Here is a 20,360-nt window from a genome sequence, read left to right as displayed (position 1 = left end):
ACAGAACCGGCCATCAGGCGTGGCGTTTCACGATCACCGACCCAACGGAATACCCGGCGCCGAAGGAACAGATCAGGCCAAGATCCCCTTCCTGCAAGTCGTCGGAATATTTCGAAAACGCGATGATCGACCCCGCAGATGACGTGTTGGCATAATCCTGAAGGATGTTTGGTTGCTCGCCCGGTTCGGGTTCGCGGCCCAGAACCTTCTTGCCGATGAAGTCATTCATCGTCTTGTTGGCCTGATGCAGCCACAGGCGTTTCAGATCAGAGTTCCCAACTCCTTCGGCATTCATGTGGTCGCTGATATGTTTGCTGACCATCGGCAGTACCTCTTTGAATACTTTCCGACCGTTCTGCGTGAACTGCATGTCACGCCGGTCGGTCAGCCCGTCAGGGCGCGAGCGGCGCAGAAAGCCGTTGTTGTTGCGAATATTGTTGGAAAACGCCGTGGCGCAACGAGTCGACAAGATCTCGAAATGCGGGCCTTTGGCGTCTTCGATCCGTTCGATCAGCGTCGCTGTCGCCACATCGCCAAAGATGAAATGACAATCGCGGTCGCGCCACTCCAGATGGCCCGAGCAGATTTCGGGGTTCACCACCAACGCCGCACGCACCGATCCCGACCGCACCATATCCGCCGCAGCCTGAATGCCGAACGTGGCCGACGAACAGGCGACGTTCATGTCAAAGCCGAACCCGTCGATCCCCAGTTCCTGCTGAATTTCGATCGCAATTGCCGGATAGGCGCGCTCGTGGTTCGAGGCCGCGCAGATCACCAGATCAACATCTGCCGCCGTGCGCCCCGCCTGTGCCAGCGCCTTGTTGCAGGCGTCCACCGCCATTTCGGTCATGATGCCGGGTTCATCATCGCTGCGCTGCCGCAGCAGTGGATGCATCACGTCCGGGTCCAGCACACCGCTCTTGTCCATCACGTAACGGTTCTCGATCCCCGATGCCTTGACGATGAACTCTTCCGATGAATGCTGCATCGGCTCCATCTGTCCGGCGGCGATGGCTTCGGCATTCTTGGCGTTCTGCTTGTCGGCATAAGCGTTGAATGCCTCGACAAGCTCGGCATTGGTGATGACGTTCTGAGGCGTGAAGACACCGGTACCGGTGATGGCGGGGGTATACATGGCGGGCCCTGAATGTTTCGGATTTGCCCAAAATGCAGTCACGGTGTGATTTGATCAAGGTATGTTGACCTAAGGGAATGCGCGCAACGCGGCAGTTTCATATCTTGAATAGTTCAGAAACTGAAGTATATGACGCCCCAACGCGCGCGGAGATCCCCCATGCCCGACGATATCAGTACCAGACTTGGCCGCCTCAGCCCCGAGATTCAGGCGATCATGGGGGTGTATGCCCTGTACTGGAAACTGGAAGAGACGTTTGACTGCATCGAGACCGACCTGAGCCACCCCGAATGCCACATGCTGATCAAGCTGGATCAGCCGAAACGCATGGGGGTCCTGGCTGCGGATATGCTGAGCGTGCCGTCCACAATCACCGCCACCGCGGATTCGCTGGAAAAAGCAGGCTATCTGACGCGCGAACGTGACCCCGAAGACCGCCGCGCCTGGTTGCTGGTGCTGACCGAGCAGGGTGAACAAGCCCGCAACATGCTGGTGGCCGAGGCCGGGGATCTGTTTCACAGGGCCTCGGGCCTGAACGACGAAGAAACAGCCGAATTCGCGCGACTGGCGCGCAAAATCCGTGACAATGTTTTGAAAACGGGAATTCCCGAGGGACTGAAGAAATGAAACTCCTGAGCTCTCTGGGCCTTGCACTGGCCGTTCTGGCAACTCCGATTGCCGCTCAAGATACTCCGAAACCGGTCAAGCTGATGCAGGTGCGCGAAACGGCGCCCGGCTTCACCCGCCAGTTTTTCGGCCGTGTTGCGGCACGGCAGACGGTCGATCTTGCCTTTCAGGTCGCCGGTCAGATCGTCGAGATGCCGGTCAACGAAGGGTTTGTCATCCCCAAAGGCGGCCTGATCGCGCGACTGGATCAGGAGCCATTCGAACTGCGGCTTGAGCGGGCGCAGCTGCAAAAGGAACAGGCCGACCGAACCGTCGCGCGCCTGTCGCGTTTGCGTGGCACCACGGCCAGCCAGGTGGCGGTCGATGACGCAGAGACCGAAGCGCAACTGGCCGCGATCGCTCTGCGCGACGCGGAATACGAACTGGAACACGCAACACTGACCGCACCATTTGACGCGCTGGTTTCCAGCCGCGCGGTCGAAGCTTTCACCACCGTATCGGCAGGCACGCCCATCGTCCGCATTCACGACATGTCCGAATTGCGCATCGAGGTCGACGTTCCCGAGATCCTGTTCCAACGCTCGGGCCAGAACGATGACATCACCATCACTGCCAAGTTTCCCGTAAGTGATGAAGTCTTCCCGTTGGAGATTCGTGAATTCGACGCTGAAACCTCCAGCGTCGGGCAGACCTTCCGCATCCAGTTCGGCCTGACCCCGCCCGAGGGGTTGCAAATTCTTCCCGGCTCGTCCGTCACCGTCAACGTAAAGGTTCAGGATGAACGCACAGGCATCGTTGTGCCAGCAACGGCCGTTGTTGCTGATGCATCAGGCGAGCTGAGCGTCATGGTGTTCTCGCCGGTTGGTGCGGATGAAGGCACGGTCCGCCGCGTTCCGGTGACGATTGAGCCCACGCAGACGGGCGATGTTCGGGTGTTGACGGGCTTGTCCGACGGTGACGAAGTTGTTGTGGCTGGCGGCGCCGTGCTGACAGACGGTCAGCCCGTGCGCCGGTTCACCGGCTTCGCGAACTGAGGGGCTGACAGATGAACATCGCGCGCGCCTCGATTGATCGACCGCTTTACACATGGCTGATCATCCTTATCGCTCTGTTTGGGGGCATCTGGGGGTTCACGTCGCTTGGTCGTTTGGAAGACCCGGCTTTCACCATCAAGAACGCGGTCATCGCCACGCAGTATCCCGGTGCGACGGCGGAACAGGTGGCGCTGGAAGTGTCCGAGCCCCTTGAATCCGCGATCCAGCAGATGGGCGAGGTGGATGTCATCACCTCGGTCAACCAACCCGGACAATCCTTGATCGAAGTAGAGATCAAGTCGACCTACGACGGCACCGAACTGCCCGATATCTGGACCCGCCTGCGGGCCAAGGTGCGCGATGCCGCCCGGGGGCTTCCGTCGGGTGTCAGCCAACCTTATGTGAATGACGGGTTCGGTGATGTGTTCGGCCTGTTCTATGCGGTGACCGCCGAAGGGTTCTCGGACGCCGAAAAGCATGAACTGGCAACGTTTCTGCGTCGGGAACTGCTGACCGTGGACGGCGTTGCCGATGTCGAGGTTCAGGGCCTGCCGGACGAGGCGATTTTTGTCGAACCCGACCTGGCGATATCGGTGAACCAGAACGTCCCGCTGCAAGCGATCAACGAAGCCATAGCCAATGCGAATTCGGTGAATTCCTCGGGGTCTTTGCGGTCAGAAGATACCCGCACCACCATTCTGACGGCCGAGGGTTCGGACAGTGTTTCGGCCATTGCGGGCCTGTCTGTCGGCTCGCAAGGGCAGGTGATCAACCTGTTCGACATGTCCGATGTCTATCGCGCGCGTCAGAACGATCCGGACATCATGATCCGCTTTAACGGGACCGAAGCCTTTACCCTCGGCATCGCCGGTCTGGCGACGGAAAACATCGTCGAGGTCGGCAAACGGGCTGACGCCAAATTTGCCGAGCTGGATGCGAACATCCCCTTCGGTGTCGATATTCTGCCGATCTATCAGCAGCATGTGGTGGTCGAGCAGGCCTCGAACGACTTCCTTGTCAATCTGGCCATGTCAGTGGCCATCGTGGTCGCCGTGCTGGGTATCTTCATGGGGTGGCGCGCGGCCATCGTCGTTGGTTCGACCCTGTTGCTGACCGTGGTCGGCACGCTTCTGTTCATGGCGCTGTTCTCGATCGAGATGGAACGGATTTCCCTGGGTGCGCTGATCATTGCCATGGGTATGCTTGTGGACAATGCCATCGTGGTGGCCGAAGGGATGCAGATCGCGATGCTGCGTGGAAAACCTTCGCGGGATGCGGCTGTAGATGTGGCTTCAAAAACCCAGATCCCCCTGCTTGGGGCCACCGTGATCGGCATCATGGCCTTTGCCGGGATCGGGCTCAGCCCGGATGCGACGGGCGAGTTTCTGTTTTCTCTGTTTGCGGTGATCGGCATTTCGCTGCTGCTCAGCTGGATATTGGCCATCACGGTCACGCCCTTGCTTGGGCATTACTTCTTCAAGCAGGGCAAGGAAGGTGAGATCGACGCCTACGGGGGCATCCTGTTCCGCACATATGGCGCGATCCTGCGCTTTGCGCTGCGCTTCCGGTGGCTGGTTGTTGCGGGTCTCATCGGCGTAACCGCAGCGTGTTATGCCGGGTTCGGGCTGATGAAACAGCAGTTCTTCCCCAATTCGAACACGCCTTTGTTCTTTGTGCATTACAAGCTGCCTCAGGGCACGCCGATTGCCCGCACGGCACAGGATATGGCGGTGTTCGAAGATTGGCTGACCCAACGCGATGACGTGGTTTCAGTCACGACCTTCGTCGGTCAGGGGGCAACCCGGTTCATGCTGACCTATTCGGCGGAAAAACCGAACCCGAGCTATGGTCACATGATCATCCGCACGGAAAACCTGGAGGATATCCCGGCCTTGCAGGCGGATCTGGAAGCGTTCGGGTCCGTCCAGTTCCCCGAAGGAGAGTTCGGAACCAAGCGTCTGGTCTTTGGCCCCGGCGGCGGCGATCCGATCCAGGCCCGGTTCTCGGGCAGCGATCCGGTGGTTCTGCGCCAGCTTGCGGACCAGGCCGTGCAGCGCATGTCGGCGGCGTCACCCAACGCGCTGCTTGTCCATCATGACTGGCGCGAACAGGAACTGGCGGTGCAACCGATCTATGCCACGGAACGGGCGCAGACTGCGGGTGTCACGCGCGAGGATATTGCGGCCACGCTGCAATTTTCGACCGACGGCATCACCGGCGGCGTGTTCCGCGAACGGGATCGTTTGATTCCGATCATCCTGCGCCGACCGGCTGATGGAGATTACTCGATTGTCGATCAGGTGGTGTACTCGGATCAGTCCGGGAAATTTGTACCAATCGAACAGATGGTCGATGGATTCGAGTACAAATCCCTCAATACGCTGGTTCACCGTCGCGACCGTGTTCTGACCATCACCGTCGGCGCGGACATCCCGCCCGACCTGACGGCTGCGCAAGTGCATGCCGAAGTGCGGGACGCCATCGAGGCAATCGAACTGCCACCGGGCTACAAGATGGAGTGGGGTGGCGAGTTCGAAAACTCGCGCGACGCGCAGGAAAGTCTGGGCAAGCAACTGCCGCTGAGCCTGCTGATCATGGTGCTGATCTCGGTTCTGCTGTTCAACGCGATCCGCCAGCCGATCATCATCTGGCTGCTGGTTCCGATGTCGGTCAACGGCGTGGTCATCGGCCTGCTGGGAACAGGTTTGCCCTTCACCTTTACGGCCCTTCTGGGTCTGCTCAGCCTGTCGGGCATGCTGATCAAGAACGGTATTGTTCTGGTCGAAGAGATTGACCTTGTTCGCGCCACGGGCAAACCCCTGCGCGAGTCCATCGTCGAAGCCTCCGTCTCACGTTTGCGTCCTGTTATGCTGGCGGCCATCACGACCATTCTGGGTATGGCGCCTTTGCTGACGGACGCGTTCTTCGTCTCGATGGCGGTGACGATCATGGGCGGGCTGGCTTTTGCGACCGTCCTGACCATGGTCGCCGCGCCGGTGTTCTACCTGCTCTTCTTTGCGGGCGATGAAAAACGCGAGGCACAGGCAGTCTGAAAACGGTCTGTGACCGGGTCCGGGCTTGATCGAACGGACCCGGTTGGATCAGATCAATGGGACAAACGGCACGTCACAGGCAGCCAGTGCAGTGAAGATTGCGAGAACCAGAAATGTGCGCATTGTTTCATTCGCCTTATGCCTGAACGAAATGCGCGCCCGTTGAGTTCAGGTCAACGGGCGCGCATCTTTTCGTTCATTGATGAGCCAATTGTGGCTCAGGCGGGTTATCCCTGTAGCGACTTCACCTCGACATCCTCTTCGGCCTGCGCCTTGATCGCCAGCGCGGCAGCGTGGCTTGCAGCGGCGGTGGTGTAGTATGGGATCTTGTCATAAAGCGCGATGGACCGGATGGCCTTGCTGTCCTCGACCGCCTGCGCGCCTTCGGTGGTGTTCATCAAAAGCTGCACCTGACCGTCTTTCAGCATGTCGACCACGTCCGGGCGGCCCTCATAGACCTTGTTGACCACGTCGCAGGGCACACCCTGTTCCGCCAGCCAGCTTTGCGTGCCGCGGGTGGCGACCAGCGTGAAGCCTTGTTCGACCAAAACCTGTGCGGCCTCGAGCATCGCCGCGCCCTTGTCGGCATCCTTGATCGAAATAAAGGCCCGGCCCGAGGTTGGCAGGACCATGCCCGCGCCCATCTGCGCCTTGAGGAAAGCGCGCGGGAAATCGCGGTCCCAGCCCATGACCTCGCCGGTCGAGCGCATTTCCGGACCCAGGATGGTATCGACGCCCGGGAAACGGGCGAAGGGCAGAACCGCCTCTTTCACCGAGAACCACGGCATATCAGGGTCGGCCAGCGTCATCTGATCGGCGATCTTGGTGTCGTCCACGGTCTTGTACGGCGGGCGCTGCGGGAAACTTGCCAGCTTTTCGCCCGCCATGACGCGCGCGGCGATGGACGCAATCGCACTGTCGGTGGCCTTTGCCACGAACGGCACGGTGCGCGAGGCGCGCGGGTTCACCTCGATCAGGTAGATCTCGTCATCCTTGATCGCGAACTGCACATTCATCAGGCCGACAACGTTCAAGGCCTTGGCCAGCTTGAACGTCTGATCCTTGATCTGCGCGATGATCTCTTTCGACAGCGAATAGGGCGGCAGCGAACAGGCGCTATCGCCCGAATGCACGCCGGCCTCTTCGATATGCTGCATGATACCGGCCACATGCACGTCGGTGCCATCGCACAGCGCATCCACGTCCAGCTCGACCGCGCCGGCCAGATAGCTGTCCAGCAGAACGGGGCTGTCGCCCGAGACCACCACGGCTTCGTTGATGTAGCGTCGCAACTGATCCATATCGCGCACGATCTCCATCGCGCGGCCACCCAGAACGTAGGAGGGGCGGATCACCAGCGGAAAGCCGATCTCTTCTGCAATCTCCAGCGCCTGAGCGTCGGTCGAGGCGATGCCGTTCTTGGGCTGCTTCAGGTCCAGCTGGTTGACCAGCGCCTGAAAACGTTCGCGGTCTTCGGCCAGGTCGATCGCGTCGGGCGTGGTGCCCAGGATCGGGATGCCTTCGGCCTCGAGCGCGTTGGCCAGTTTCAGCGGGGTCTGTCCACCGAACTGAACGATCACACCGTGAAGCGTGCCGTTTTCCTGTTCCTTCGTCAGGATTTCCATGACGTGTTCAAAGGTCAGCGGTTCGAAATACAAGCGATCCGAAGTGTCATAATCGGTCGAAACCGTCTCGGGGTTGCAGTTGATCATGATGGTTTCATACCCCGCTTCGGTCAGTGCGAAGCAGGCGTGGCAGCAGCAATAGTCGAACTCGATGCCCTGACCGATGCGGTTTGGGCCGCCGCCAAGAATGACGACCTTTTTGCGGTCACTCGGGCGCGCCTCGCATTCGACCTCGCCCATCATGGGCGCTTCGTAGGTTGAATACATGTAAGGCGTCTGCGCCTCGAACTCGGCCGCGCAGGTGTCGATGCGTTTGAACACCGCTGAAACGCCCAGATTGCGGCGCGCACGGCGAACGTTGTCTTCGTCGCGGCCCGTCAGCTTGCCCAGACGCGCGTCGGTAAAGCCCAGCATTTTCAGCTTGCGGATACCGTCCTCGGTGACGGGCAGGCCGTCTTTGCGTACCTGACGTTCGGCCTCGATGATCTCGCGGATGCGGGCCAGGAACCACGGGTCGAACTTGGTGACACCGAATATCTCGTCATCGGTCAGGCCATGGCGCATCGCCTGCGCAATGGTGCGCAGACGGTCCGGTGTCTGCTGGCTGATCGCCTTGATCACGGCGGCCTTGTCATCGGCTTCGTCCCACAGGCCCACGTTCAGGCCGGGGATTTCGACCTCATCAAAGCCGGTCAGGCCCGATTCCATCGACGCCAGCGCCTTTTGCATCGATTCGTGGATCGTGCGGCCGATCGACATCGCCTCGCCCACCGACTTCATCGCGGTGGTCAGGTAGGGTTCCGAACCGGGGAATTTCTCGAACGCGAATTTCGGTATCTTGGTGACGACATAATCGATGGTCGGCTCGAAGGATGCAGGCGTGACCTTGGTGATATCGTTGTCCAGCTCGTCCAGCGTGTAACCAACGGCCAGCTTGGCTGCGATCTTGGCAATCGGGAAACCGGTCGCTTTCGAGGCCAATGCAGAAGACCGGGACACGCGCGGGTTCATCTCGATCACGACCATGCGGCCATCATCGGGGTTGATCGCCCATTGCACGTTCGAACCACCGGTTTCGACGCCGATCTCGCGCAGAACGGCAATCGATCCGTTGCGCATGATCTGGTATTCCTTGTCGGTCAGCGTCAGGGCAGGGGCCACGGTGATCGAGTCACCTGTGTGTACGCCCATCGGATCGACGTTTTCGATGGAACAGACGATGATGGCGTTGTCAGCGGTGTCGCGGACCACCTCCATCTCGTATTCCTTCCAGCCCAGCAGGCTTTCATCGACAAGGATCTGATTGACCGGCGAGGCATCCATGCCCGAGCGGCAGAAATGGATGTAATCCTCGCGGTTATAGGCCACACCGCCACCGGTGCCGCCCAGCGTAAAGGCGGGGCGGATGATGGCGGGCAGGCCGATTTCTTCCAGCTCATCAAGCGCCATCTGCACACCGGCATCCAGATCGGTGGTTCCGTCCTCGCGCTTGGGTGCGGTTACGATGGTCGCTTTCGGGTTTTCCAGCCCCAGCCGATCCATCGCCTCTCGGAACAGCTTGCGGTCCTCGGCCATTTCGATGGCCTCGCGCTTGGCGCCGATCATCTCGACCCCGAATTTCTCCAGCACGCCCATCTCTTCCAGTGCCAGCGAGGTGTTCAGGCCGGTCTGTCCGCCCATGGTAGGCAACAGGGCGTCGGGGCGTTCTTTTTCGATGATCTTGGCGACAACCTCGGGTGTGATCGGCTCGATATAGGTGGCGTCGGCCAGGCCGGGGTCGGTCATGATCGTCGCCGGGTTCGAGTTCACCAGAATAACCCGGTAACCTTCCTCGCGCAGGGCCTTGCAAGCCTGGGCGCCGGAATAGTCGAATTCACAGGCCTGACCGATAACAATGGGGCCCGCCCCAATGATCATGATCGACTGGATGTCGGTTCTTCTCGGCATGGCCTTGTTCCTTCGATTGTCCGCGAGGCATTTCAGCGAGTCGGGGCACCGCCCCAGCGCCCAAATTGTCCTGCGTTATAGGGACCGCGCGAAAAGGTGCAAGAGGTATCGGAAACAGGGGCGAAATTGCCGCTTTCCCCTCTTTCACTTGGCAGAGTATTCTCTATATGGCCCCTCACGGCAAATGAGGATGCAAGTGCGTATTCGTTTCGATCAGGGACCGGCCGGGCGAGGAACCCGGTTTCAGCGTCCGTCTCAAGTGATCCGCGCGGATGTGGCGGAGGACGTGCCCCAGGCTCTGGCGGCACTGGACGAGGCGCGCGCAGCTGGTGCCTGGCTGGCAGGGTATGCCAGTTACGAACTTGGCTATGCGCTTGAACCCCGGCTCAATGGTCTTTTGCCGGAAGAACGACGCCTGCCTTTGTTGTGCTTTGGGGTCTATGATGCACCGGATCGTGTCGCCCTTCCGTCGCCTGCGGGTGAAGTGGGCGCATTCCGGCCGCGCTGGGATGAAGCACGATACGGCAAGGCCTTCAGGGCCGTGCATGACGCCATCGGTGCCGGCGACATCTATCAGGCCAATCTGACATTTCCGATTGATCTGACCGTCTCGGGCAACAGCGAAACGCTCTATGCCGCGCTTGCGGCGGGGCAGCCGGTGGGCCACGGAGCACTGGTGCAACAGGATGGGCTGCCCGATCTGCTCAGCCGTTCGCCGGAGTTGTTTTTCCGCACCGATGAGGGTGGGAGGATCGAAACCCGGCCGATGAAGGGCACGCAACCGCGCAGTGAAGACCCAGATGAGGATGCGCGCCGCCGGGCTTTTCTGAGCGCGGACGAAAAGAATCGGGCCGAGAACCTGATGATTGTTGATTTGCTGCGCAACGATATCAGCCGCGTCGCGCTGCCCGGATCTGTTCATGTGCCTGACCTGTTCCGGGTGGAAACCTATGCCACCGTACATCAGATGGTCTCGCTGGTGCGGGCGCAGCTGCACAAATGCGTTGGGTTGGGTGAAATACTGACCGCACTGTTTCCCTGTGGATCGATCACCGGAGCCCCCAAGATCCGCGCGATGGAAATTCTGGCGGAACTGGAGCCATGGGCGCGCGACATCTATTGCGGAACGATTGGTTGGGCCGCGCCTGATGGTCGGTCCGAGTTCAACGTGGCCATCCGCACCTTGATGCTTGAGGATGATCAGGCCACTCTGAACGTAGGCGGCGGTGTCGTTTGGGACAGCACCGCCCCGTCAGAGTATGAGGAGGCGTTATGGAAAGCCCGCTTCGCCCGCCAGCTGAACCTGATTTCAGCCTGATCGAAACACTGGCCTTCCGGCCGGATCAGGGCTTTGTCAGGCTGGACCGCCATCTTGCAAGAATGGCCCGCACTGCGAAGGTGTTCGAGATTCCTTTCAATCCCGATGAAGCGACCGCCCGGCTGAAAAGCGCCGCGTGTGACACCCCGCTGCGTTGCCGCCTTACGCTGAATGTGTCGGGCTCGATCGATCTGACAACCGGCGACCTGGTGGACAATCCCGGGTTCTGGCGCGTCGCTCTGTCAGATCAGCGTCTGGCTTCGAATGACCTTTGGTTGCGTCACAAGACCACGCGCCGTGCGCTCTATGACTCTTCGCGCGCCGCACTGCCCGAGGGGGTGGACGAGCTGTTGTTTCTGAATGAACTGGATGAGCTTTGTGAAGGCACCATCACGAACCTGTTTCTGGAAATGCCTGATGGTCGGGTTCTGACGCCCGCTTTGTCCTGTGGGCTCTTGCCGGGGATACTGCGCGAAGAACTGCTGGAAAACAAAGCGGTCGCCGAAGCCGTGCTGACCTTGACCGACCTGAAAAATGCGCAAACTGTGCGGATCGGAAATTCACTGCGCGGACTGATCGAGGTGGAGCTGATAGACGGGTGACAAAAAACAGCACGATGGTCGAACCGCCGGTTGCATTGCGACGGCTGCGGCTGGAATTTGGCCTGTTCTATATCGGCTTCCCGTTGCTGATCGCTGTTCTCTTTCCACCGAACTGGATGTTTCCGGCCCTGTTTGCACTGACCGGGCTTGGTATCGTGCTGCTGCACCGGACGCCCGGGTTTCAATGGGCCGAGCTTCGTTACGGCTGGGCCAACTGGACCCTGCGCGAGTTGGCTCTGTTCTCTGCCATCGTTTCTGCCTTTTGCGTTGGGCTGATTCAGATCACGCGCCCGGAAGCCGCGTTCTTCCTGCTGACGCACCGCCCCGAAATGCTGGCGCTCATCTGGGTCGGGTACCCACTGTTGTCAGCGCTGCCACAAGAACTGCTGTTCCGCCCTTTGTTCTTTCGCCGCTATCACGCGATCCTGCCGGATGGGCGTGCGGCCTATCTGCTGAACGCGGCCATATTCTCGTTCGCACACCTTATGTACTGGAGCTGGATCGTCGCCCTGATGACATTTGTCGGCGGGCTACTGTTCACCTGGGCCTACCGGCAGCGCGGGTCATTCTTCTATGCGGTACTGCTGCACGCGATTGCCGGCAATATCATCTTTGCGGTGGGGCTGGGTGTCTATTTCTACTCAGGCAATGTGCAAAGGCCGTTTTGAAAGGGCGACCCGCCTTGACTTTCCGGGTCTGACAGGGTGTATCGGCGCGACGAATTCTGCGCCCGAAGGGATATTCCATGCACGCCTATCGCAGCCACACCTGCGCCGCCTTGACCGCCGCCAATGTTGGAGAAACCGTTCGCCTGTCCGGTTGGGTGCATCGGGTTCGAGATCATGGGGGCGTGCTGTTCATCGACCTGCGCGACCATTTCGGCGTAACCCAGATCCTGTGCGACGGCGACAGCGCCGCCTTTGCCGAGTTGGAAAAAGTACGGTCCGAATGGTGCATCCGCATCGATGGCACCGTCAAAGCCCGTGACCCGGACCTGGTGAACCCGAAACTGCCCACCGGCGAGATCGAAGTTTATGTACGCGAGCTGGAAGTTCTGGGGGCCGCCGACGAATTGCCGCTGATGGTCTTCGGCGATCAGGAATACCCCGAGGAAACCCGCCTGCGTTATCGTTATCTGGACCTGCGCCGCGAGGCGATGCAGCGGAACATGACCCTGCGCTCAGACGTGGTTGCGTCCATGCGCAAACGTATGTGGGATCAGGGCTTTCGCGAATATCAGACGCCGATCATCACCGCCTCGTCGCCCGAAGGCGCGCGCGACTTCCTGGTGCCTTCGCGCCTGCATCCGGGCAAATTCTATGCGTTGCCGCAAGCCCCGCAGCAGTTCAAGCAGCTGATCATGGTGTCGGGCTTCGACAAGTATTTCCAGATCGCGCCCTGCTTTCGCGACGAAGACCCGCGCGCCGACCGCTCGCCCACCGATTTCTACCAGCTGGACCTCGAGATGTCCTTTGTCGAACAGCAGGACGTGTTCGACGTCATTCAACCCGTTCTGACCGGCGTGTTCGAAGAATTTGGCAGCGGGCGCAAGGTTGATCAGGACTGGCCGCAAATTTCCTACAAGGACGCGGCGCTGTGGTATGGCACCGACAAGCCGGATCTGCGGAACCCCATCAAGATGCAGGTGGTTTCCGAGCATTTCCGCGGTTCCGGTTTCGCAATCTTCGCGAAGCTGCTTGAACAGGAAGGCACCGAGATTCGGGCGATCCCCGCGCCAGGCGGCGGCAGCCGCAAGTTCTGCGACCGCATGAACGCCTTTGCCCAGAAAGAGGGTCTGCCGGGGATGGGCTATATCTTCTGGCGCGATCAGGGTGAGGGGATGGAGGCTGCGGGACCGCTGGCCAAGAACATCGGCCCCGAACGCACCGAGGCAATCCGTCAGCAACTGGGTCTAGGTGTTGGCGATGCAGCCTTCTTCCTGGGCGGCAAGCCAAAAGCCTTTGAAAAGGTCGCCGGTAAGGCGCGTGACGTGATCGGTGAGGAATTGAATCTGACCGAAAAAGACCGTTTTGCCTTTGCCTGGATCGTGGACTTCCCGATCTATGAACAGGACGAAGAAACCGGCGCCATCGACTTTGAACACAACCCGTTCTCGATGCCGCAGGGCGGTATGGAGGCGTTGCAGGGCAACCCGCTGGATGTGTGCGGCTACCAGTATGATCTGGCGTGTAACGGGTACGAGCTGGTTTCAGGCGCGATCCGGAACCACAAGCCGGAAATCATGCTGAAGGCCTTTGAACTGGCAGGCTATGGCGAGGATGAAGTAAAATCCCGCTTTGGCGCACTGTTCAACGCCTTCCACTACGGCGCCCCGCCACACGGTGGATGTGCGGCTGGTATCGACCGGATCGTGATGCTGTTGGCAGATGAGGCCAATATCCGCGAAGTCATGATGTTCCCGATGAACCAGCGTGCCGAAGACTTGATGATGGACGCACCTTCGGATCCGACCTCGGATCAGTTGATGGAGTTGGGTCTTCGCATTATCCCTCAGGACCAGTAAAAAAATCCGCCCGCTTGTCGCGGGCGGTTTTTTTCACGCAGGCTGCGTGTGTCAGTCCAGTGGGTTTTTCAGATTGTCTCGATTGACGCGTATGGAACGCGCGGCATGCCGTGTTTGGCGGTACAGCCAGATGCACAGAAGGGTCGCAGTGATGAAATAGGCTGTCACCATTTCAAATCGCCTCTCGCTGTTCCAGTCGGTTCTGCACCATCCCGGCAATCTGCGCTGCCTGCGCCATGATCGGCGTCCCGTTTGCGCGTGACAATGCCAGCTTTCGCGCGGCTTCCGCCAAGGGCCTGTCATTTGCCTCGCGCGCGACGCCGTGCAGGAACTGAGCGGCGTAGTCCAAGGTACGATGATCGTTGGGACCTGCGAGCACATCGGCGATATGGGCCATGTCGTCCTGATAGGCCAGAGGGTCCGGGCGGATGATTTCATCGCGCACCGCATGAAGCCCGCTGGGCCGCCGATCCTCCGGCAGGCGTTCCAGAATGGATTTCTGAAAATGAGACATTGATTTTAGCGGCTTGGACAAAAACCCATCCGCTCCGGCCGCAAGAGCCATGTCTTCGCTGCCGTCATCGCCCGACAGGCCCATGATGACACTGATACGGGGCGTGGCCTCGGCCAATTCGGCGATCAGGTCGGCGCCGGATCCGTCCGGCAGGCCCATATCGACCAGGATGACCGAAGGCCGATAGATCTGTAGATGCCTTCGGGCCGATTTCAGGCAATCCGCACGGCGAATGCGCGCGCCGCTGTGCAGGCACATCAGGCGGATGGCATCGCAAGCGTACCGGCTGTCTTCGACAACCAGTATGGTCTGACCCAGCAAGGGTCGAGTCGCGGTGGGCGCGGCGGTGGTGGTGGCAAGTAGGCCCGAATCGTCCATGGCAGCTCTCCTATGCAGCAGATGCTTCACGCTAGGAACTTCTGGCTAACACGACGTTAACGCGCGATTTGGCGCACTTGTCCTTTGGCGGGTCAGCCCCCATAACCCATGCAACGCAGGACAGCAGGAGTGAGACATGATTGGACGTCTGAACCACGTCGCCATCGCCGTACCGGATCTTGAGGCGGCGTCCGAGCAATACCGCAACGCGCTGGGCGCCAAGGTCGGCGCGCCGCAGGACGAGCCGGATCACGGTGTCACGGTCGTGTTCATCGAACTGCCCAACACCAAGATCGAACTTCTGTATCCGCTGGGTGATGACAGCCCGATCAACGGTTTTTTGGAAAAGAACCCGGCCGGCGGCATCCACCATGTATGTTACGAGGTCGAGGATATCATCGCGGCCCGTGATCATCTGAAAGCGACCGGAGCCCGTGTTCTGGGATCAGGTGAGCCCAAGATCGGTGCGCATGGTAAACCGGTTCTGTTTCTGCACCCCAAGGATTTCAACGGCTGCCTGGTCGAGCTGGAGCAGGTATAACCCCCAGCCCCGGAGGGCCCGAAATGACCATTACTGCCGCGCTGGTGTTGTTCGCCGTCATCTGGTTCATGACGTTGTTGGTGGTGCTGCCCATTCGCATCAAAACCCAGGGCGATCTGGGTGACATCGTTCCCGGCACGCATGCGGGCGCGCCGGAAGTGCATCACATGAAAAGAAAGATGTGGATCACCACCGGTATCTCTGTGGTTCTGTGGGCGATCATCGCCGGGATCATCCTGTCGGGCGTGATCTCGGTGCGGGATTTCGACTGGCTGAACCAACTGGAGCCAAGATAATCCCCGTCAGGCCTTTTGGCCCGACGCGGCGTGATAGATATGGGTGAACGTGGCGGCCCCGATGATCGGGATCACCAGGTTCACCAGCGGCACTGAAAGCGGAATGGCCATCAAGGTGCCCGCCACCCAGATCGTTGTCGAGTGTTTGGACCGCAGCTTGCGTGCCCCGTCGCGCCCGATTCTTCGCATCGCAGCCAGGGTGAAATATTCCCTCCCCAGCAAGAACCCGTTCATCGCCCAAAAGATGAAAGGCGCAAGCGGGGTGAAAATTGCGTACAGGATCAGCGCCAGCAGGTTTGCCACAATCAGAACACCAAAAAAGCTGAGACCGTCCATTACCGCCTCTGAGACCGGGATACGCCGAGCGGGCGGCAACGCCGGAAAATGTTTGTCCTCAACCGCCTGTGCCACCTCGTCCAGAAAGATCGAGGTGATGGCGGATGCGACCGGCACCATCAAAAAAACGGGCAGGATCAGGACGAGCACGATACCGGAATAGTTCAGAACGTCGTTCAGCCACGGGACAGCCCCCACGAACGGCAATGAGATTTCGCTGCCCGACAACCAGTTGATCAACCAGATTGCGCCTGCACAGGCAAGAACCAGCAGCAGAATGGTCAACCCCACGCCGCGCAGCAAAACGGCACGGAACTTGGGATCTCCGGTCTGGCCAAGTGCGCTGAAAAAGGCGTTCAGGATGATCATTCCGAAACCCACTCTGTCAACGCGGCCACATCGGGCCGGGGGCGTTCCGGCGGGGTCGCGCCCTCGGTGGCGATATGAATCAACCCGGCCACGCGTTCGTTTTCGGCAAGCCCGAAAGCATCGACACAGAACGCGCGATCATGTGTTTGCCAGCCCGACAGCCAATTGGCGCCCCAGCCCGCAGCCAGCGCGGCATTCAGCAGCGCCAGACAGACCGCGCCAGCAGAGTAGGATTGTTCGATGGCCGGAATCTTTTCGGATTGCTTGCGAACCTCGATGACCGCGATGGCCAGATGCCCCATATCGAACTGGCTGCGCGCCTTGGCGATGTCTTCCGGGCTTTTGTTCAGCCTTTGCCCGCAGGCCTCGGTCAGGGTCGCCAGACGTGGCATCGCGCCCTTTTCGAGAACGATGAATCGCCAGGGCTCCAGTTTGCCGTGATCGGGGCTGCGGGCGGCGGCCGTCAGCAACGGCAGCAACTCTTCCCGGGTTGGGGCCGGAGCAACCAGTGTCTTGGCCGGCCGGGACCGGCGCGACTGCAAAAACTCCAGAGCGGCGGGGTTTTTCAGGGACATATGTTAACTTCCTTTACATCGGGACTCTGTATCTTGGTCGGTATTCTGCCCGTTTCAAGGGCACGCCAATGGATTGCTTGGATCAATTTCATTACGACGTGCTTCGTGCAAGACTTTGAGAAAAAAGAGGAGACAATGGCGAAACCCAAACTGCGCGATCTGCCGGATCTCAGCGCGATGGCGCAGGCCGGGGCCGTTTTCAAACTGAAGGTGACGCCCAAGGCGGCCCGCGATCGGGTGAGCGTCGAAGACGGTCAGATCAAGGTATCCGTTACGGCCCCGCCGGAAAACGGCAAGGCCAACAGGGCCGTGCAGTTGCTGCTTGCAGAATGTCTTGGCGTCGCGCCCTCGACCCTGATGCTGAAGCAGGGGCAAGCCGCACGGATCAAGCTGTTTTCCTATGACCCCTGAGGTCCGGTTTCGCGAATTTGATAAACACCTTCGGGCAGATCCAGCGCGGCCGCCAGATCCCGCACCTGCTCGGGCGACAACGTGATCTTCTGTATTTGATCGGTGCGGGGATCAAGTTGTTCCAGCGTGACGCATTCCGCGAAATTGTTGATCACCACATCTTCCTGCAAAGGTTGTTCGCCTTCGTCCACAAGCGTAATGACCGTCGAGTCGAATTCATGCTCAATCGTAAACATGAGGCCAGAGTGCAAGCCGCCGGGGCGCAATGCAAGCCGTTCGTTGAACCGGCGGTGTGGTTTCGCCGGCACGGTCGTACTATGTTGAAATCACGGCCATTCGGTCTCAAAGGATATGACATGCACAGATGGTTTGTTTTTTTGCTGTCCCTGCTGCTTGCGGCATGTGGAGAGGGGGCCTTGCGCGTCCAACCCGCCGAGGAATGGCGGGGGGATGAGCCAGAGGCCGAACCGATGGTGCAAACCTTCCGAGAGGTCAGTCGGGCCGTTGGGGCGGAAGCCCGCAGACAGTGTCTGAAACAGACGACCGGGCAGAATTGCGACTTTCGGATTCTTGTCGACTTGAACCCACAGGCTTCGGTCAATGCATTCCAGACGCTGGATGAAAACAAGCAGCCGGTGATCATATTCACCCGCTCGATGATCGAATCCACCCAGAACGCGGATGAACTGGCGTTTGTCATGGGGCATGAAGCAGCCCACCACGTGTTGGGACACATCGCCAGGCAGAGTGAAATCGCCAGCGCCAGCGCGGCCGAGTTCGGGCGGGTGGCAGAGTTGCGCGGCGGGGACGCCGCCGCCATAGAAGAGGCGCAAAAGCTGGGCGCGCAGGTCGGCGTTCAGGCTTATGTGAAAGACTTTGAGCTGGAGGCAGACCAGTTGGGAACCATCATCACCTATAACGCGGGATACAATCCGTTGGTTGGGGCAAAATTCTTTGATCGCATCCCGGATCCCGGTGACAGGTTTTTGGGAACCCACCCGCCAAATGCTCAACGCGTTCAGATCGTGCTGGAGACAGCAGAGCAACTGGGTCTGTCCCAATGACCGCGCTTACGTGTCTGGGTGTCGTCCTGACGGATCGCGGCTCGAAATACGCGGTGTCAGGCGCGCAGGTCACGACGCGGGCTGAAATCGACGCCGTTCTGGAGGATTTGAAATCCGACAAGAGCTATGCAAAGGCTACCCATAACACCTGGGCTGCGGCTTTGCCGACCGGCGCGTTGAAGGCCGATGACGGGGAAAGCGGCGCGGGTATGGTGATCCTTCGGATGATCGAACGCGCCGGGTTGAAAAATCACGTAATTGTCGTGACGCGCTGGTATGGCGGCAAGAAACTGGGCGGGGATCGCTTTCGCCGTGTTCAGGATGCCACGCGGGCCTATCTGGATCACATCGGCATCCAATCTTGACCTGAGTCAATGTTTGCCCTCGCGGATGCGCTACCCTTTGGACACAGCGTGAAAGCGAGAGGAAACAGCATGCCTACCCAAGAGACCCTGCGGCTGCATGCCGGATTGGTGGACGATATGGCCAGAATGCTGGACATTGATCTTGAGGAAGCCGCCATTGATGGCTCCGTTTCCGTGGACCAGATCTCTGACGCTGTTTTGCGCTGTACCGACTGCCCGAACCCGGATCACTGCAAGAGTTTGCTGAACAATCCCGGTTCTGCTCGGCGTACGCCCGAATACTGCCGAAACCAGGAATTGCTCGACAATCTCCTGCCTTGACATACGGGTGTGCCATGACACGTCTGGGCGAAATCATGACCCATCTGCGTTTGGTGTTGCGCATGGGGCAGGCAACCGGAGCCGATTTGGCCGCGGCCTATCGGAGCGGTCATCTGAAACAGGAAGAATGGGCTGAAATCGTGCAGCAGTGCCGCGGCTGTTCCTGGGCCAAGGACTGCCCGGAATGGTTGGAACGGCGCGAACAGGTTGAACAGGCACCGTCGACATGCCCGAATCGCACGTTTTTTGCCGCCCTCAAAACCAAGCAGAAGGAGCACGCTTGATGTCTCAGGTCGCGTTGGGGGAAATCGAAAAGCATTTCTGGCTTACACGCTCGGTTTCGCGCTGTATGGGCATTTCCATGACCGAAGTGATGGCCGAAGGACGCCTTTCGCCGGAACAATACGCCGAGCTTGTCACGCGGTGTCGCGCTGCCGGATGTGATTTGCAATGCGAGTATTGGCTTGCCCGGCAACAGGGCACAGCGGCCACGGCCCCGGATTTTTGCCCGAATGCCGAGATATTGAATGGGTTGAAAACCTGATCAAAGCCCGTTGTGCGTTCCGTCGCACAAAGGCGGTTTCGAACTGTGTTTGCACCCACAGAAGAAAACCTTCTTACTGTCTTCCGCTGTATATTTCACAGGCTCAAATCCGGTGCCTTTGTGCGAGCCATCGCAAAACGGCTGTCGGCCGGATTTTCCGCAGGCGCACCAGAAATAGGTTTTTCCCTGAACGACCTCGACCGGAAAGGGCGATTTCCGGGCAATGATGGGTGCGTTTGACATGTGGCTTCTCCGTCTTTTGGCTGAATGTGCTGCAACAGTTTAGGGCGTCGCAGTCAGAAGGATAGGTTTGACGCCGCAAGGAACGTCATTGCGCCATTGGATTGGCATGGATTCGCTGTGACTCACGAAGTCGTGATCGATTCAGTTGCCAGATAGTCGTTCAACCCGTATTCTGAAACCGGCCCCGAAAAGCTGGGCAATATCAGAAAAGTAATAAAGGATTGACGGACATGAAACTGAAACTCGCCGCCGTTGGCGCATTTGCACTGATCCTGACTGCCTGTGCGCAGCAGGAAGAACCGACACCTGTTTACGTTCAGCCCAGCTATGACAAAGCCGGCACGCCCAGCTGCCCGGGTGGCTATGAGCTTGCCACAACCGAAGCAGGCCAGACGGTCTGTAATCCGGTTACTCAGTAAGCCATTCGCAGGCGGCCCGGACGCGGACCGCCTGCACCCTTTCGGGAACGACCGCCGCCATTCGTGGCGGTTTTTTCTTGCCTGCTTTTTTGCGGCTGTCGGCAAGTGCTTTGTCG

General features: G+C 59.5%; 23 protein-coding genes. 16 read left to right on the top strand and 7 right to left on the bottom strand.

All coding sequences use genetic code 11. From position 1 onward, the window contains the following. Positions 1-13: 13 nt before the first annotated feature. Positions 14-1,138, bottom strand: a complete 1,125-nt coding sequence (locus NOR97_RS12205; protein ID WP_257599269.1) for a beta-ketoacyl-ACP synthase III — start codon at positions 1,136-1,138, stop codon at positions 14-16. A 159-nt stretch (positions 1,139-1,297) separates the two neighbouring features. On the opposite strand from NOR97_RS12205, the gene NOR97_RS12200 reads away from it, so the two are divergent. Genes NOR97_RS12200 through NOR97_RS12190 form a run of 3 tightly spaced genes read left to right on the top strand, consistent with a single transcriptional unit; the run spans position 1,298 to position 5,852 of the window. Next, positions 1,298-1,765, top strand: a complete 468-nt coding sequence (locus NOR97_RS12200) for a MarR family winged helix-turn-helix transcriptional regulator (RefSeq protein WP_257599268.1) — start codon at positions 1,298-1,300, stop codon at positions 1,763-1,765. Next, positions 1,762-2,799, top strand: coding sequence for an efflux RND transporter periplasmic adaptor subunit (locus tag NOR97_RS12195; protein WP_257599267.1), 1,038 nt, complete (start codon positions 1,762-1,764; stop codon positions 2,797-2,799). Before NOR97_RS12200 ends, NOR97_RS12195 begins: the two co-directional genes overlap by 4 nt. 11 nt (positions 2,800-2,810) lie before the next feature. After that, positions 2,811-5,852 (top strand): efflux RND transporter permease subunit, encoded by a 3,042-nt coding sequence (locus tag NOR97_RS12190; RefSeq protein ID WP_257599266.1) that lies wholly within the window; start codon positions 2,811-2,813, stop codon positions 5,850-5,852. Between the two features lie 227 nt (positions 5,853-6,079). Here the strand turns inward: NOR97_RS12190 and carB are convergent, their stop codons facing one another. Next, positions 6,080-9,424, bottom strand: coding sequence for a carbamoyl-phosphate synthase large subunit (gene carB / locus NOR97_RS12185; protein ID WP_257599265.1), 3,345 nt, complete (start codon positions 9,422-9,424; stop codon positions 6,080-6,082). Between the two features lie 190 nt (positions 9,425-9,614). On the opposite strand from carB, the gene NOR97_RS12180 reads away from it, so the two are divergent. The 4 genes from NOR97_RS12180 to aspS all read left to right on the top strand — a co-directional run bounded on the left by NOR97_RS12180 (position 9,615) and on the right by aspS (position 13,868). Beyond that, positions 9,615-10,742, top strand: a complete 1,128-nt coding sequence (locus tag NOR97_RS12180; RefSeq protein ID WP_257599264.1) for an aminodeoxychorismate synthase component I — start codon at positions 9,615-9,617, stop codon at positions 10,740-10,742. Beyond that, positions 10,697-11,344, top strand: coding sequence for an aminotransferase class IV family protein (locus NOR97_RS12175; RefSeq protein ID WP_257599263.1), 648 nt, complete (start codon positions 10,697-10,699; stop codon positions 11,342-11,344). The genes NOR97_RS12180 and NOR97_RS12175 overlap by 46 nt, the downstream gene beginning before the upstream one ends. Continuing rightward, positions 11,341-12,012: a CPBP family intramembrane glutamic endopeptidase gene (locus NOR97_RS12170; RefSeq protein ID WP_257599262.1), complete on the top strand. Its 672-nt coding sequence runs from the start codon at positions 11,341-11,343 to the stop codon at positions 12,010-12,012. Before NOR97_RS12175 ends, NOR97_RS12170 begins: the two co-directional genes overlap by 4 nt. Before the next feature lie 77 nt (positions 12,013-12,089). Beyond that, the gene (gene aspS, locus NOR97_RS12165; protein ID WP_257599261.1) at positions 12,090-13,868 is read left to right on the top strand and encodes an aspartate--tRNA ligase; all 1,779 of its coding nucleotides are present in this window, start codon (positions 12,090-12,092) and stop codon (positions 13,866-13,868) included. Between the two features lie 172 nt (positions 13,869-14,040). On the opposite strand, the gene NOR97_RS12160 is transcribed toward aspS, so the two are convergent. Continuing rightward, positions 14,041-14,760 carry a response regulator gene (locus tag NOR97_RS12160; protein WP_257599260.1) on the bottom strand — a complete coding sequence of 240 codons (720 nt, stop codon included), beginning with the start codon at positions 14,758-14,760 and terminating at the stop codon, positions 14,041-14,043. Positions 14,761-14,896: 136 nt separating this feature from the next. Between NOR97_RS12160 and mce the strand changes: the two genes are divergently transcribed. Then, positions 14,897-15,301, top strand: coding sequence for a methylmalonyl-CoA epimerase (gene mce / locus NOR97_RS12155; RefSeq protein ID WP_170346086.1), 405 nt, complete (start codon positions 14,897-14,899; stop codon positions 15,299-15,301). 23 nt (positions 15,302-15,324) lie between these two features. Further along, the gene (locus tag NOR97_RS12150) at positions 15,325-15,597 is read left to right on the top strand and encodes a DUF1467 family protein (RefSeq protein ID WP_117867937.1); all 273 of its coding nucleotides are present in this window, start codon (positions 15,325-15,327) and stop codon (positions 15,595-15,597) included. Between the two features lie 6 nt (positions 15,598-15,603). Here NOR97_RS12150 and NOR97_RS12145 read toward each other — a convergent pair whose 3' ends face one another. After that, positions 15,604-16,302 carry an EI24 domain-containing protein gene (locus tag NOR97_RS12145; RefSeq protein ID WP_257599259.1) on the bottom strand — a complete coding sequence of 233 codons (699 nt, stop codon included), beginning with the start codon at positions 16,300-16,302 and terminating at the stop codon, positions 15,604-15,606. Next, the gene (locus NOR97_RS12140; protein WP_257599258.1) at positions 16,299-16,877 is read right to left on the bottom strand and encodes a nitroreductase family protein; all 579 of its coding nucleotides are present in this window, start codon (positions 16,875-16,877) and stop codon (positions 16,299-16,301) included. The genes NOR97_RS12145 and NOR97_RS12140 overlap by 4 nt, the downstream gene beginning before the upstream one ends. 135 nt (positions 16,878-17,012) lie before the next feature. Here NOR97_RS12140 and NOR97_RS12135 point away from each other — a divergent pair, with 135 nt between their 5' ends. Next, positions 17,013-17,288: a DUF167 domain-containing protein gene (locus tag NOR97_RS12135; protein WP_171168874.1), complete on the top strand. Its 276-nt coding sequence runs from the start codon at positions 17,013-17,015 to the stop codon at positions 17,286-17,288. Here NOR97_RS12135 and NOR97_RS12130 read toward each other — a convergent pair. Beyond that, positions 17,276-17,524 (bottom strand): hypothetical protein, encoded by a 249-nt coding sequence (locus NOR97_RS12130; protein WP_170346090.1) that lies wholly within the window; start codon positions 17,522-17,524, stop codon positions 17,276-17,278. The genes NOR97_RS12135 and NOR97_RS12130 overlap by 13 nt on opposite strands. Before the next feature lie 120 nt (positions 17,525-17,644). Between NOR97_RS12130 and NOR97_RS12125 the strand changes: the two genes are divergently transcribed. The 5 genes from NOR97_RS12125 to NOR97_RS12105 all read left to right on the top strand — a co-directional run bounded on the left by NOR97_RS12125 (position 17,645) and on the right by NOR97_RS12105 (position 19,582). After that, positions 17,645-18,352, top strand: a complete 708-nt coding sequence (locus NOR97_RS12125) for a M48 family metallopeptidase (RefSeq protein WP_257599257.1) — start codon at positions 17,645-17,647, stop codon at positions 18,350-18,352. After that, on the top strand, positions 18,349-18,717 hold the full coding sequence (locus NOR97_RS12120; RefSeq protein WP_170346092.1) for a YigZ family protein: 369 nt from the start codon (positions 18,349-18,351) through the stop codon (positions 18,715-18,717). The genes NOR97_RS12125 and NOR97_RS12120 overlap by 4 nt, the downstream gene beginning before the upstream one ends. 69 nt (positions 18,718-18,786) lie before the next feature. Continuing rightward, positions 18,787-19,038: a DUF6455 family protein gene (locus NOR97_RS12115; protein WP_117867945.1), complete on the top strand. Its 252-nt coding sequence runs from the start codon at positions 18,787-18,789 to the stop codon at positions 19,036-19,038. Positions 19,039-19,052: 14 nt separating this feature from the next. Further along, positions 19,053-19,322, top strand: a complete 270-nt coding sequence (locus NOR97_RS12110) for a DUF6455 family protein (RefSeq protein ID WP_170346093.1) — start codon at positions 19,053-19,055, stop codon at positions 19,320-19,322. Next, positions 19,322-19,582 (top strand): DUF6455 family protein, encoded by a 261-nt coding sequence (locus tag NOR97_RS12105; RefSeq protein ID WP_257599256.1) that lies wholly within the window; start codon positions 19,322-19,324, stop codon positions 19,580-19,582. The genes NOR97_RS12110 and NOR97_RS12105 overlap by 1 nt, the downstream gene beginning before the upstream one ends. Here NOR97_RS12105 and NOR97_RS12100 read toward each other — a convergent pair whose 3' ends face one another. Continuing rightward, positions 19,583-19,825, bottom strand: coding sequence for a CDGSH iron-sulfur domain-containing protein (locus NOR97_RS12100; protein WP_170346095.1), 243 nt, complete (start codon positions 19,823-19,825; stop codon positions 19,583-19,585). A gap of 230 nt (positions 19,826-20,055) precedes the next feature. On the opposite strand from NOR97_RS12100, the gene NOR97_RS12095 reads away from it, so the two are divergent. Next, positions 20,056-20,244, top strand: coding sequence for a hypothetical protein (locus NOR97_RS12095; protein ID WP_170346096.1), 189 nt, complete (start codon positions 20,056-20,058; stop codon positions 20,242-20,244). Positions 20,245-20,360 lie beyond the last annotated feature (116 nt).

The organism is Ruegeria sp. YS9, assembly GCF_024628725.1.
Classification (GTDB): domain Bacteria; phylum Pseudomonadota; class Alphaproteobacteria; order Rhodobacterales; family Rhodobacteraceae; genus Ruegeria; species Ruegeria atlantica_C.
Note: the sequence above shows the minus strand (reverse complement) of the source record. Positions and strands in the feature narration are given on the sequence as shown.